Source organism: Bradyrhizobium sp. USDA 3256 (assembly GCF_054058275.1).
Genome location: NZ_JBSSAE010000002.1, coordinates 3931227 through 3944305, shown reverse-complemented (window position 1 = coordinate 3944305; position 13079 = coordinate 3931227). Strand labels below are relative to the sequence as shown.

Here is a 13079-nt window from a genome sequence, read left to right as displayed (position 1 = left end):
CACGCGCCGAGGGGCAGGTTACTCGCAAATGAAAAGTTCGGTGTCGTCCCGGCGTAGGCCGGGACCCATAACCCCAGGGAGCGGTTGCGGCGCGGGCGAGCGACCACGAGTCTTCGTCAAGCCAGATCCTGTGGTTATGGGTCCCGGATCTGCGCTCCGCTTCGCTGCGCTTGTCCGGGACGACGAAGTTCTTTTGCCGCCGGCTCCTTTGCATGGGTTGTTTTCGATATTTCGGCAGCGCGTAACGGCCGGGAGCGGTGTCGCTCCCGGCCGTTGATCTTGACGGCCGCTCCGATCAGCTCAGAACGCAACCTGCGTGCGCAGCGCGACCGCGTCGAACTTCGAGCCGACGTCCGCAGCCGAGGTCGCCGAGGCCTGCTTGGCGATATCGCCGTGCAGGTAGTTCAGCATGAAGCGGACGTTGTTGTTGACGTACCAGTTCAGCGCGGCGGTGTAGATGGTCTGCCGTCCGCCCGCGACGCCGACCGCCTGCGCGATCTGATCGTTGAGGTCCATCGTGCTGACGCGGCCGGCGATTTCCCAGGCGCCCCAGCCGCCGCCGGCGAGCGAGAACGGATCATGCGGCTTGATCCCGCTATAGGAGGCCGTCGCCGGGTTGTAGGCGTGGTTCTCGCCGGTCAGCACGTAGCCGACCTGCGCGTAACCGCCGTCGAACTTCAGGCTCGGCGCGCCGAATGGCGGCAGCCCCGTGTTCGCCGAGCGGTCGACATTGAACCAGTAATATTCGCCTTGCGCGATGAACGGGCCATAGGTCGCCGCGGCCTCGACGCCGTAGACCTGCGCGCCGGAGACGTTGGCGATCGCACCGGTCGAGATCAGCGTGGTCGGATCGATGCGCAGCTCGGGCCGGTCGCTGAGCGTGAGCGTCTGCGCCTGCGTGAGCTGGTTGCGTGGCGGCTGCACCAGCCATTCCGCATCGGCGCCGATGTGCACCGAATAGTTCTTGCCGCTGATCGGATTGCCGGCGACGCGGATGACCCCGCCATACTGCTCGGACGTGCCGGCCGGCGAGGCGGAGGACGCGGAGTGGATGGCGCCCGACGTTGGTCCGGTGACATAGCCGCCGATCCAGAACTGGTCGTTCCACCAGCGGGTGCCGGCGGCCGAACGGAAGTCACCGGCGGCGATGTTCTGGGCGATGATGCCGACCGAGGCGCGCTCCATGAACAGGATGTCGTTGGAGCTGGTCGCTTCGTCGAGCGTCCACGGCACGTCCATGATGCCGCCTTCGATCGCCATCTTGCCGCCGAACGGCTTGAAGCCGGTGTAGCTCAGATACGCATTCTCGATGCCCGAGGTGCCGCCGCCGGGCAGCGATCCCGGTGCCGCGCCGCCGAAGCCGTCGGACGAGCCGCCGAAATCGTAGATCAGCGAGTAATTCCAGTCGCCGAAGAATTTGCCGACGATGCCGATGCGCGCGCGGCGGACGTTCTCGCCGCTGTCGAGCTTCTGCGGCGAGGTGCCTGCGGTGTTCGGACGATAGTCGTAGCCGCCGACATCCCAATGCACGCGACTCGTGATCGCAACGCAGTTCTGTTCGTCCGCGGTGCAGATCGTCGGCCGGTTGTTCGGCATCGTCACAACGACGCCGGACGGCGCGACCGGGCCTTTCACCGGGATCGCGGCGTTGGCGCTCGCCACTCGCGCGGCCTTGGCATCCGCCGCCTTCGCATTGGCGTTCGCGCTGGCGGCGGTTGCGGTATTGGCGTTGGTCTGCTTCTGCAGTCTGTCGAGCTTCTGTTCGAGCATCTTCAGCTGCTGCTTCAGTAGCGCGATCTCCGCATCGCTGCCGCCTCCGGCCGATTGTGAATAGGCCGGCGAGGCGGCGAGCGCCCCTGCCAGGCCTATGGCGATTGCACCAACTTTTGTCGCACCCATCGTGCACCCCTGTTGTGTTTGAAGTCCCCACTCACTGAACGGTCCTAGGAGCGTATCGTGACTGACGCACGACAGTGCTTCCGGGCATCGCAGTTCCGCTTGTGGTCCGCAGGCAACAAGCGGAGCGGCGCAGTGAGATGACAGCCATCATAGAAGCTTGGCGGCGCGCTTCAACGCGGCTGCCGCGGGTTGTGCACCGGTCCGGCGGGGGGCCAGTTATCCGGCCGGGCGCCCTTCAATTGCCCGGCGAACACGCCTATATTCCGGCGTTTCCACGAGAGGTGAGAATGCTCCGACCTGTCCGCTTTGTTGCCGTATCCGCTCTGTGCACGTTGGCCTTCATGGGGAATCTTTCCGCAGCCGCGGCCCAGGATCGCCGCGTGCCGTCCTCGCAGGCCGAGCTGCAATTGTCCTATGCGCCGATCGTGCAGCGGGTGCAGCCGGCGGTGGTCAATGTCTACGCCGCCAAGACCGTGCAGAACCGCAATCCATTCCTGGACGATCCGATTTTTCGCCGCTTCTTCGGCGTGCCGGGACAGCAGCCCGAGCAGATGCAGCGCTCGCTCGGCTCCGGCGTGATGGTCGACGGCTCCGGCCTCGTGGTCACAAACAATCACGTGATCGAGGGCGCCGACCAGGTGAAGGTCTCGCTCGCCGACAAGCGCGAATACGAGGCCGAGATCGTGCTGAAGGACAGCCGCACCGACCTTGCGGTGCTGCGGCTGAAGAACACCAACAAGGAAAAATTCGCAACGCTCGACTTCGCCAACTCCGACCAGCTGCAGGTCGGTGACGTCGTGCTGGCGATCGGCAATCCATTCGGCGTCGGCCAGACCGTGACGCACGGCATCATTTCGGCCCTGGCGCGCACTCAAGTCGGGATCACGGATTATCAATTCTTCATTCAGACCGACGCGGCGATCAATCCCGGCAATTCGGGCGGGCGCGCTGGTCGACATGACCGGCCGGCTCGCCGGCATCAACACCGCGATCTTCTCGCGCTCCGGCGGCTCGCAGGGCATCGGCTTTGCGATTCCCGCCAACATGGTGCGCGTGGTCGTGGCCTCCGCCAAGAGCGGCGGCAAGGCGGTGAAGCGGCCATGGCTCGGCGCGCGGCTGCAGGCGGTCACGCCTGAGATCGCGGAGACGCTGGGACTGAAGCTGCCGAGCGGCGCGCTGGTCGCCAATGTCGCGCCGAACAGCCCGGCGGCGAAGGCCGGGCTCAAGCTCTCCGACCTGATCATCGGGATCGACGGCACGCCGATCGACGATCCCAACGCGTTCGACTACCGCTTCGCGACCCGTCCACTCGGCGGCAACGCGGAGATCGAGGTGCAGCGCGCCGGCAAGCCGGTGAAGCTTACCGTGCCGCTGGAGACCGCGCCCGACACCAATCGCGACGAGATCGTGCTGACCGCGCGCTCGCCGTTCCAGGGCGCCAGGGTCGCCAATATCTCGCCGGCGCTGGCCGATGAGCTGCATCTCGACGCGGGCGCCGAGGGCGTCGTGGTGACCGAGCTGGCCGATGACGGCACCGCCGCTAATGTCGGCTTCCAGAAGGGCGACATCATTCTCGCGGTCAACAACGAGAAGATTGCGCGGACCAGCGACCTCGAGAAGGCCTCGAAAACGGGGTCGCGGGTCTGGCGCATCACGCTGGTGCGCGGCGGCCAGCAGATCAACGTGACGCTCGGCGGATGAGCCCAAAGCGACCGCACGAAGCCAGCAATCTCTTCGCTGCGGCGGGGATGGAGCAGGACGCGCCGCACCCGCTGCCGGACCGGCTGCGTCCGCGCACGCTGGCCGATGTCGTCGGCCAGGATCACATCCTCGGCCCCGACGGCGCGCTGACGCGGATGCTGGAGACGCGCACGCTGGGCTCGCTGGTGTTCTGGGGACCGCCCGGCACCGGCAAGACCACCGTGGCGCGGCTTCTGGCCGACGCCACCGAGCTGCATTTCGAGCAGATCTCCGCGGTGTTCTCCGGCGTCGCCGATCTCAAGAAGGCGTTCGATGCCGCGCGGGCCCGCCGCGAGACCGGCAAGGGCACGCTGCTGTTCGTCGACGAGGTGCACCGTTTCAACCGCGCGCAGCAGGATTCCTTCCTGCCCGTGATGGAGGACGGCACCGTGGTGCTGGTCGGCGCCACCACGGAGAATCCGTCCTTCGAGCTCAACGCGGCGTTGCTGTCGCGCGCCCGCGTGCTGGTGTTTCACTCGCTCGATACGGCGGCGATCGAGAAACTGTTCGCCAATGCCGAGAAGATCGAGGGCAAGCAGCTGCCACTCGATGCCGAGGCGCGCGCCGCGCTGGTGCGGATGGCCGACGGCGACGGCCGCGCCTCGCTGACATTGGCCGAAGAGGTCTGGCGCGCCGCCCGCAAGGGCGAGGTGTTCAACGCCGAGCAGTTGCAGGCCATCCTGCAGCGCCGCGCGCCGATCTACGACAAGTCGGCCGACGGCCATTACAATCTGATCTCGGCGCTGCACAAGTCGGTGCGCGGCTCCGATCCGGATGCGGCGCTGTACTATCTCGCGCGCATGTTCGATGCCGGCGAGGATCCGCTGTTCCTGGCGCGGCGCGTGGTGCGCATGGCGGTCGAGGACATCGGCCTTGCCGATCCGCAGGCGCTGGCGGTCTGCAACGCCGCCAAGGATGCCTACGACTTCCTCGGCTCGCCGGAAGGTGAGCTCGCGATCGCGCAGGCCGTGGTCTATCTCGCCACCGCGCCGAAATCGAACGCGGTCTACACCGCGTTCGGCGCCGCGATGCAGACCGCGAAGCAGGGCGGCTCGCTACTGCCGCCGAAGCACATTCTGAATTCGCCGACCAAGCTGATGAAGTCGGAGGGTTACGGCACCGGCTATCAATATGATCACGACGCGCCCGACGCGTTCTCCGGCCAGGACTATTTCCCGGAAGCGCTGGGTCGCCAGACCTTCTACGATCCGCCCGACCGCGGCTTCGAGCGCGAGATCCGCAAGCGGCTGGATTACTGGCAGCGGCTGCGCAAGGAACGGGGCGGGAGCTAGAGCAAGAGATTTGGGCGAGCAACACTTGTATAATTTCGGAATATTAGAAGAGTATCCCTGAGTTGCCCGACGTGTCAAGTTGCTTGGTGCAACGCCGGCCGCCGCTGGCTGCTTTGCATGGGGTTGTTTTCGCTATTTTGGCAGCGCGCGCTGCAACGGCCCATAACTTCGTATTGCTCTGGCGCGTCACTTGACGCTCTTTGCGAATTCCAGGATCTCATCCGTCAGCCGCGTGTCCGGCGTGTTGATCGCATAGACCTCCGACATGTGGCTGTGCTGCGGCAGCATGAAGCTGCGCGCGCAGCCGCTTGGCCGCTTGCAACTGGCCTGCTTCATGAGCTCGAACTGCTCGACGAAGCGCGGCGGGTCGAGCTCGGCTGCGGTGATCAGGAACGGGATCGGGCTTCCGACTAGGCCTTGCAGCGAGGAGCGCTCGGCATAGCGCGAGGGGTCGGAGCCGTAATAGGCGAGCTCGGCATCGCCGGCCGGCGAGGCGGTCAGATCATAGATGCCCGACACCATGATCGCGCCGGCAAGGCCGCCGCCCTTCACCTTGTGAAATTCTGGATGCGAGACATAGCTCGCGACATGGATCGCGCCGGCCGACTGGCCCATCAGGAAGATGCGCCTGGGCTCGCCGCCGCGGGAGGCGATGTTCTCCGCAACCCACTGCACGATCGCACCGACGTCCTCCGCGCCCGCCGGCCATGGAAAGGCCGGCGCCAGGCGATAGGTGGCATTGACGCCGACGAAGCCGTTCTTCACCGCCCACAGCATGATGTTGTCGTAGAACGGGCTGCCGGGCGCGCGCTTGTTGCCCGCAATGAGGCCGCCGCCATGGATGTAGATCAGCACAGGCCGTTCCGGCGCCGCCGTCTCCGGCGTGAACACGTCGAGCAGATGCCGGTCGGCGGGGCCGTATTTGAGGTCGCGCTCGACCTTGACGCCCTGATAGGGCCCCTTCTGTTGCAGCGGCGCGTAGAGTGCAGCGGTCTTGGGCGGGTCGATGACGCGGCCGAGTTCCAAGAGCTTCCAGGCCAGATCTTCCGGCATCGCGGCTTCGGGCATCGGGCTTTGCTGGGCGAGCGCAGGGTCCGTGAGCATCAGGGCTGCCGCCAAAGCCGATATCGCCAGTCGCATTCCAGGGCCCCCCGTCGATTGCCGTATGCGGCCGAACATGGCCGATCTTGCATCGGATTCACACCGATTTCGCCGTGACGATTCGTGGCATTTGCGCTAGGCACAATGCAGGTCTGGAGCCGAAAATCACCATGAGCCGCCGTATCAAGAGAACCACATCGCCGGGCGACCGCGCCAAAGGGCGCGACAAGGGCCGCGACCGGGACCGCGCCGGCGATCGTGGCAAGGATCATGGTAAGAGCGGATCGGCGCCGCGCGGCCGCAAGCCGGACGATCGCAAGCTCGGTGAGCGCAAGTCCGGCGACCGTCCGTTCGCACACCATGCGGCCGGAAAGCCGGCGCGCTTTGCCGAGCCGCGCCGCGACCGGCAGGAGCGAGCTGAGCCCGCCATGTCGAAGACTGCCGCGGCCGAACAGCCATTGCCGACCAAGGTTCAGACTGTTGTCGTCACCGCCGATGAGAATGGCATGCGCGTCGACCGTTTCCTCGAGGCACGCTTTCCCGGCCTGTCGTTCTCCCACATCCAGCGCATCGTCCGGAAGGGCGAACTCAGGGTCAACGGCAAGCGCGCCGATTCCAAGGACCGGCTCGGGGAGGGCCAGAGCGTGCGGATCCCGCCGTTGCGGCTTGATACGCCGAAGACGGCCGGCACGCTTTCCGAAGCCGAGGCGAAGACGCTGCAGGCGCTGAAGGACATGACGCTGTACGAGGACGACGACGTGCTGGTGCTGAACAAGCCGGCCGGTCTCGCCGTGCAGGGCGGCTCCGGCATGACGCGCCATGTCGACCAGATGCTCGAGGTGATGCGCGACGCCAAGGGGCAGAAGCCGCGGCTGGTGCACCGGCTCGACCGCGAGACCTCGGGCTGCCTTCTGGTCGCCAAGACGCGTTTCGCTGCCACGCATCTCACCGGCGCATTCCGCCATCGCTCCGCGCGCAAGATCTACTGGGCGCTGGTCGCCGGCGTGCCGAAGCCGAAGCAGGGTCGCATCTCGACTTATCTCGCCAAGGAGGAGAGCGAGGAGGACAGCATCATGCGGATCGCCGAGCATGGTGACGAGGGCGCGAGCCACGCCGTGACATATTATGCCGTGGTCGAGACCTCGGCGACCAAGCTCGCCTGGGTGTCGCTCAAGCCGGTGACCGGCCGCACCCATCAATTGCGCGCCCACATGGCGCATATCGATCACGCCATCGTCGGTGATCCGAAATACTTCAACAAGGAGAACTGGCAGCTGCCCGGCGGCTTGCAGAACCGGCTGCATCTGCTCGCCCGCCGTATCGTGATTCCGCACCCGCGCGGCGGCGTGATCGATGCCACCGCGCCGCTGCCGCCGCACATGCTGCAATCCTGGAATCTGCTCGGGCTCGAGGCCGACCGCTTCGACCCGATCGAGAACGCGCCCGAGGAGTGACGGGCGGGGCGCGGCCTCCAATATCCGTCGCGGACAGCAACAACGATCAAACGGCTCCGCGCTTTGCGGCTATCTTCGCGCGCCGGCCTTTGCCGGCCTGCAACGGAGACTCTCCATGATCGGCACCTGGCTGCGCGTCACGCTTTTCCTGATTGGCTCAGCTATCGCCTCGGCGACGGCGCAGGCCGAGACCATCGTGCTCCGCGGCGGCACGCTCTACGCATCGGCCGATGCGGAAGCGCTGCCGGATGCGGTGATCGTGATGACCGACGGCGTCATCAGCGCGGTCGGCAAGTCCGGCGACATCCAGGCGCCGCCGGACGCCCGCGTGATCGATTGCAGCGGTAAGACCATCGTCGCCGGCTTCTGGAACAGCCATGTCCATTTCACGCAGAAAGTCTGGCGCAACGCCGGCGCTGCGCCGCCCGCGGCGCTGACGCAGCACATGCAGGAGATGCTGACGCGCTGGGGTTTTACCACGGTCTGGGATCTCGGCTCCGATCCGAGCGACACGTTGCCGCTGCGCAAGCGCATCGCCGCGGGCGAAGTCGCCGGCCCCAGCATCCTGCTCGCCGGCAACATCTTCCCGAAGGGCGGGCACCCCGTCTACATCCCGCGTGAAGTGCAGCTTCCTGAAGTCGCGACGCCGGAGGAGGCCACGCAATGGGCGCGCGATTGGCTCGGCATGGGTGAGGACGGTATCAAGCTGTTCACCGGCGCGTTCATGGGGGACAAGCCCGTCGTCAACATGGACCCTGCAATCGCCAAGGCCGCCGTCGACGTCGCGCATGCGCAGGGCAGACCGGTGTTCGCGCATCCGCAGAACAAGGTCGGTGTCGAGACGATGATCGAGTCCGGCGTCGATGTGCTCGCGCACACCACACCCGGCGAACCCGGCTACACCGCGGATCAGCTGGTGCGGTTCAAGGCACAGGGGACTGCGCTCGTTCCCACACTGTCGCTGTTCACCACCGTGGTGCTCGATCCGAACGTCACCAATCGTTTGGTGGCTTCGACCGTCAACCAGCTCAAGCAATTTTCGGAAAATGGCGGCACGGTGCTGTTCGGCACCGATGTCGGTTTCACCACGCTGTACGACACCACGCGGGAATTTCAGTTGATGCACCGCGTGTTGTCGGGGCGGCAGGTGCTGGCCTCGCTGACGACCAATCCGGCGCGGTTCTTCAAGGCCGCGAAGAAGGGACGGGTGGAGCAGGGGTTCGACGCCGATCTCGTGGTGCTCGACGGCGATCCGCTCGGCGACGTCGGCAATCTTTCGAAAGTGAGCAGCACCATCCGTGCCGGTCACGTGATCTACCAGAAGCCGTGACGAGGGCGGGGAACTCGCATCTCGGGGGCAGTATTGACGCATGGTGCGTTCACTTGAACCGTTGCTGCGGCGTCACGACATATAGGCTATGAAGCGATCCCTGATTGCTGCCGGCATTCTGCTCTGGGCCATGGGCGCGGCGAGCGCGCAAATCCTTGCGCCCGGCCGCTCGACGTGGGATCCGCCGGTCCCCCAACCCCCGCCGCCGCCGCGGATCGAGGTGCCGGCTATCCCCAGGATGGACGCGCCGACGCAGCCGAGCCTGCGTTCGCGGCCGCGCAGCTCGTTTGGCGACCGCGTCAGCCGGTGCCTCGACGAGGCCGCCGCCGCGGGCCTGAACCAGGCCGAGCGTGCCGCCTATTCGCGATCCTGCGCCAACCACCGCGATTAGGGCAGGGCGTGGTCTGCTAGACAAGCCTTGTTGACGCACGGACGGAATTGTCGTCGCGCCGGCGCGAGCACGTTGTCGAACAGACAAGCGGCATCGACCGGCGGAGGCGCGGCGATCCGGTTCGAGGCTGTCGACGGTGCGAATCTGTCTGGCTATCCAAACGGACCGCTTTGATTTCGTCTCATGATCTTGAGCGTGAGCAGGGCCGCACCGAGCACAAGAAGCAGGACACCGACGACAATCGTGCTTGTCGATTCGAATGTCACACCGACCGCTGTCAGCAAGCAGCCGACAACGATAGCAATAAGCCCACCAAGCTTCTTTACCAACAGAAGCTGTCCGTCGCTTGCGCGCGCCACCATGATCAACCTCACTCTGTAAGTGATGCGGTCATTCCACCGTCGCCGCGGGCCGGTGTTGCTTGGACAAGCGGCGGGCTCACATCCGCACACGATGATCGTACTCTCGCCTGCCAATGATGGAAATCGCTCGTTGCTGCCATGATGACTTCGCTTTTGATTCAATTGCGCCGCGGGCGATTGGGCAATCTTGCTTACCTAGCCGCGCCGAAACGTCGCATGACTCAATCGAGAGTCGTATCGCGCAACGGCGCTGCAATTCCGCGACACGCGATGCGTTCAGCACATTTGTCGTAAAGTGGTCTGGACCAACGCAAGTACTGCAAAGGCTGTGCTGGTGGATCGTTGACTCCGTGGTTTTTTGGGAGCCTACTTCTGGTTGCCGACTAGAAGACCTGAAGCAATAAGGTCGAAATCCGGAAGGACAGCCAATGTGGCCGCCTTCGATCGCGGAACAAGCGGAGCGGCCCTACATCTCGACCGGGCACTTGCCCGAACCCGAGATGGTGCAGGAGCTCGTGTCTCAAGCGCATCAGCGCTTCAAGTCGAACAGCGAAGGGACCAATTCGCAGGTTTATCCGGCCCTGGCCAGGGTGCCGAGTGAACTGTTCGGCGTCTGCGTGGCCGGTACCAGCGGACGTGTCTACGGCGCGGGCGATATCGAATACGAATTCTCGATCATGAGTGTATCGAAGCCATTCGTATTCGCATTGGTGTGCGAGGCCATCGGCCCTGAAGAGGCTCGTGCAAAACTGGGCGCGAACGCGACCGGGCTGCCGTTCAATTCACTGGCGGCGATCGAGCATGGAGCCGGGCGCACCAACCCCATGGTGAACGCAGGCGCGATCGCGACCACAAGCCTCGTGCCGGGCTCGAGCGCTGACGAGCAATGGCGGTTCATTCATGACGGCTTGTCGCGCTTCGCGGGTCGCAAACTTTCGCTCAACGAGGAAGTCTACGCATCGGCATCCAAGACCAACTTTCGCAATCGAAGCATCGCGCGGTTGCTGGAAAGCTACGACCGGATCTACTGCGACGCCAGGCAGGCGACCGATCTCTACACCCGGCAGTGTTCGCTGAATGTGAGCGCCAGGGATCTGGCCGTGATGGGCGCGACGCTCGCCGATGGTGGCGTGAATCCGGTGACCCGGCAGCGGGTGGTCGATGCGGCCGTGTGCCACTATGCATTGGCCGTCATGGTTACGGCGGGGCTGTATGAAACGTCGGGGGATTGGCTGTACGACATCGGCCTGCCCGGCAAAAGCGGCATTGGTGGAGGCATCGTCGCGGTGTCTCCGGGAAAGGGTGGTTTCGGCACTTTCGGGCCGCCACTGGATGCGGCCGGCAACAGCGTGCGAGGGCAGCTCGCCGCGAAGTTCCTGTCGCAAAGACTGGGCATGGATCTGTTCGTGTCCCAACCGGACGAGTGAACAAGAGGCACTGAAGATCGGTCGAGCTGTGGCCCGATCGATCGCAACGTCGGGCAGGTTGGAGGACGCGATGGCAACGCAAGCAATCTCGATCGGCGACATTCATCAGGAGGAGCGCGCATCATGGGTGCCCATGGTCGCAATTGCGTTCGGTCAGATGATCATGTCGTTCAACGTCGCGTCGTTGCCGGTTGCGATGGGGGGAATGGTGGCCAGCTTCGGCGTGCCGCCGACCACCGTCGCGACCGGAATCGTGGCGTACTCGATGCTTGTCGCCGGGTTCGTGATGCTTGGCGCCAAGCTCGCCCAAAGGTTCGGGGCGGTGCAGGTATTTCGTGCTGCGGTCGTGCTTTTCCTGATAGCGCAGATTGCGATGACGTTCAGCCCCACGGCCTCCGTCATGATTTCCGCTCAGGCGCTTTGCGGCGCCGCGGGCGCGGTGATCGTGCCCTCGCTCGTCGCGCTGATTGCCGAGAATTATGGCGGACGCCAGCAGGCGACGGCCCTTGGCGCGTTGGGCTCGGCGCGGGCTGCCGCCGGCGTGCTGGCATTTGTCGTCGGCGGGTTGCTTGGCACCTATATCGGCTGGCGCCCCGCGTTTGGAATTCTCATCGTTGCCTCGGCGATCGCTTTCGCTCTGAGTTTCCGCCTGCGGCCGGACCGCGGTCGCCCGGATGTCCAGATCGACCTGATCGGCGTCGCTCTTGCCGCGAGCGCGATCATCTTCATCAGCTTCGGATTCAATAATCTGAACAGTTGGGGCGTGATCCTGGCGACCCCTAACGCGCCATTCGAATTGCTGAGCGTCTCGCCGGCACCGGTCCTGATCGTGCTTGGCATTGTGCTCGGGCAGGCATTCCTGATGTGGACCCATCGCCAGCAGGCCGCGGGGAGGACGCCTTTGCTGGCGTTGGAGGTGATCGATTCACCGGAGGAGAGGTGCGCCGTCTACGCGCTGTTCGCGGTCGTGGCGCTCGAGGCAGCGCTGAACTTCACGGTCCCGCTCTACATCCAGATTGTGCAGGGACGTTCGCCAATTGCGACGGCGATCGCGATGATGCCCTTCAATCTGACCGTTTTTCTCTCGGCGATGATGATCGTCAATCTCTACGACAAACTGACGCCTCGCCGGATCGGACGCTTCGGCTTTGGCCTCTGCACTGTCGCGTTGCTGTGGCTCGCGTTCGTCGTGCGCAACGACTGGAGCGAGATTCCCGTTCTCCTTGGCCTCGTGCTGTTCGGTATCGGCCAGGGCTCGCTGGTGACGCTGCTGTTCAACGTTCTGGTCACGGCCTCACCCAAGGCATTGGCCGGGGACGTCGGGTCGTTGCGCGGAACCACACAGAATCTGGCGGCTGCAGTCGGCACCGCTGTCGCCGGAGCGCTTCTGGTCGGTCTTCTGAGCACGATCGCGCTCGGCAGGATTGCGGCCAGTCCGGTGCTGACCAAGGAGCTTCAGAGCCAGGTTGATCTCGGCAACATCACCTTCGTCAGCAATGACCGGCTGCGCAGCGTGCTCGAAGGCACCAGCGGTACGCCGCAGCAGGTCGAGGAAGCCGTCCGGGTCAATACCGAAGCGCGCCTGCGCGCTTTGAAGATCGGATTGCTGATCATGGCCGGCCTCGCACTGCTTGCGATCATTCCCGCAGGACGGCTGCCGAATTATCGGCCGGGCGAGATACCGGACGACGGAGCGACCGGCGAGGGCGAGCGATCGGCCTGATCGTATGTTGGCCGCCGCCGGGCAAGAAGGTCTCTGCAAGAACGGACGGGTGTCAAATATGGATGAACTCGATCGTCGCATCGTGCTCCGGAGAATGCTCGGCGGCGTTGCAGCCGTTGGTCTCGGAACCGGCTTGCTGACGCAGGCGGCCAAGGCGCTGCCACTCGTCCCTGAAGATGCCCTCGTCACGAAGACGGATGATCCCGAGCGGCCGCTTCATATGGTCGTCGCCCGACCACCACCGCGCCCGCGTCCTCCGCCACCGCGCCGCCGCCGGCATCGCCGGCGCCGCTGGGTCTGTTGGTGGCACAGAGGTCGCCGCCGTTGTGGATGGCGCTGGTGAGAGCAGGCACAAGCTCC

General features: G+C 65.1%; 10 protein-coding genes and 1 pseudogene. 7 read left to right on the top strand and 4 right to left on the bottom strand.

Going from position 1 to position 13079, the window contains the following annotated elements; translation table 11 throughout:
- Positions 1 to 300: 300 nt before the first annotated feature.
- A complete protein-coding gene (locus ACVWY5_RS20375; protein ID WP_028335472.1) occupies positions 301 to 1899 on the bottom strand; it encodes an OprO/OprP family phosphate-selective porin in 1599 nt (532 codons plus the stop codon).
- A gap of 341 nt (positions 1900 to 2240) precedes the next feature.
- Between ACVWY5_RS20375 and ACVWY5_RS20370 the strand changes: the two are divergent.
- Together ACVWY5_RS20370 and ACVWY5_RS20365 are read left to right on the top strand one after the other, a co-directional pair.
- A pseudogene (locus ACVWY5_RS20370) lies at positions 2241 to 3600 on the top strand (DegQ family serine endoprotease).
- Positions 3597 to 4931: a replication-associated recombination protein A gene (locus tag ACVWY5_RS20365; protein ID WP_028335474.1), complete on the top strand. Its 1335-nt coding sequence runs from the start codon at positions 3597 to 3599 to the stop codon at positions 4929 to 4931. The pseudogene ACVWY5_RS20370 and the gene ACVWY5_RS20365 overlap by 4 nt, the downstream one beginning before the upstream one ends.
- Positions 4932 to 5117: 186 nt before the next feature.
- Here the strand turns inward: ACVWY5_RS20365 and ACVWY5_RS20360 are convergent, their stop codons facing one another.
- The gene (locus ACVWY5_RS20360) at positions 5118 to 6035 is read right to left on the bottom strand and encodes an alpha/beta hydrolase (RefSeq protein ID WP_321176898.1); all 918 of its coding nucleotides are present in this window, start codon (positions 6033 to 6035) and stop codon (positions 5118 to 5120) included.
- 167 nt (positions 6036 to 6202) lie between these two features.
- Here ACVWY5_RS20360 and ACVWY5_RS20355 point away from each other — a divergent pair, with 167 nt between their 5' ends.
- The 3 genes from ACVWY5_RS20355 (at position 6203) to ACVWY5_RS20345 (ending at position 9207) form a co-directional block, all read left to right on the top strand.
- Positions 6203 to 7486, top strand: coding sequence for an RluA family pseudouridine synthase (locus ACVWY5_RS20355; protein ID WP_028335476.1), 1284 nt, complete (start codon positions 6203 to 6205; stop codon positions 7484 to 7486).
- A gap of 115 nt (positions 7487 to 7601) precedes the next feature.
- A complete protein-coding gene (locus ACVWY5_RS20350) occupies positions 7602 to 8816 on the top strand; it encodes an amidohydrolase family protein (protein ID WP_051376216.1) in 1215 nt (404 codons plus the stop codon).
- Between the two features lie 88 nt (positions 8817 to 8904).
- The gene (locus ACVWY5_RS20345) at positions 8905 to 9207 is read left to right on the top strand and encodes a hypothetical protein (RefSeq protein WP_028335478.1); all 303 of its coding nucleotides are present in this window, start codon (positions 8905 to 8907) and stop codon (positions 9205 to 9207) included.
- A 152-nt stretch (positions 9208 to 9359) separates the two neighbouring features.
- Here ACVWY5_RS20345 and ACVWY5_RS20340 read toward each other — a convergent pair whose 3' ends face one another.
- Positions 9360 to 9569, bottom strand: a complete 210-nt coding sequence (locus ACVWY5_RS20340; protein WP_028335479.1) for a hypothetical protein — start codon at positions 9567 to 9569, stop codon at positions 9360 to 9362.
- 428 nt (positions 9570 to 9997) lie between these two features.
- On the opposite strand from ACVWY5_RS20340, the gene glsA reads away from it, so the two are divergent.
- Entirely contained in the window at positions 9998 to 10996 is a 999-nt protein-coding gene (gene glsA / locus ACVWY5_RS20335; protein WP_050384494.1) for a glutaminase A, read from the top strand.
- A gap of 70 nt (positions 10997 to 11066) precedes the next feature.
- Positions 11067 to 12719 (top strand): MFS transporter, encoded by a 1653-nt coding sequence (locus tag ACVWY5_RS20330; protein ID WP_028335481.1) that lies wholly within the window; start codon positions 11067 to 11069, stop codon positions 12717 to 12719.
- Positions 12720 to 12771: 52 nt separating this feature from the next.
- Here the strand turns inward: ACVWY5_RS20330 and ACVWY5_RS20325 are convergent, their stop codons facing one another.
- Positions 12772 to 12939 (bottom strand): hypothetical protein, encoded by a 168-nt coding sequence (locus tag ACVWY5_RS20325; protein WP_157348039.1) that lies wholly within the window; start codon positions 12937 to 12939, stop codon positions 12772 to 12774.
- Between the last annotated feature and the right edge of the window lie 140 nt (positions 12940 to 13079).

Bases quoted from the DNA above. Each gene is read 5' to 3' on its own strand.
- ACVWY5_RS20340 (WP_028335479.1), bottom strand. From the start codon at position 9,569: ATGGTGGCGCGCGCAAGCGACGGACAGCTTCTGTTGGTAAAGAAGCTT.
- ACVWY5_RS20375 (WP_028335472.1), bottom strand. From the start codon at position 1,899: ATGGGTGCGACAAAAGTTGGTGCAATCGCCATAGGCCTGGCAGGGGCG.
- ACVWY5_RS20345 (WP_028335478.1), top strand. From the start codon at position 8,905: ATGAAGCGATCCCTGATTGCTGCCGGCATTCTGCTCTGGGCCATGGGC.
- ACVWY5_RS20365 (WP_028335474.1), top strand. From the start codon at position 3,597: ATGAGCCCAAAGCGACCGCACGAAGCCAGCAATCTCTTCGCTGCGGCG.
- ACVWY5_RS20350 (WP_051376216.1), top strand. From the start codon at position 7,602: ATGATCGGCACCTGGCTGCGCGTCACGCTTTTCCTGATTGGCTCAGCT.
- glsA (WP_050384494.1), top strand. From the start codon at position 9,998: ATGTGGCCGCCTTCGATCGCGGAACAAGCGGAGCGGCCCTACATCTCG.
- ACVWY5_RS20325 (WP_157348039.1), bottom strand. From the start codon at position 12,939: ATGAAGCGGCCGCTCGGGATCATCCGTCTTCGTGACGAGGGCATCTTC.
- ACVWY5_RS20355 (WP_028335476.1), top strand. From the start codon at position 6,203: ATGAGCCGCCGTATCAAGAGAACCACATCGCCGGGCGACCGCGCCAAA.
- ACVWY5_RS20360 (WP_321176898.1), bottom strand. From the start codon at position 6,035: ATGCTCACGGACCCTGCGCTCGCCCAGCAAAGCCCGATGCCCGAAGCC.
- ACVWY5_RS20330 (WP_028335481.1), top strand. From the start codon at position 11,067: ATGGCAACGCAAGCAATCTCGATCGGCGACATTCATCAGGAGGAGCGC.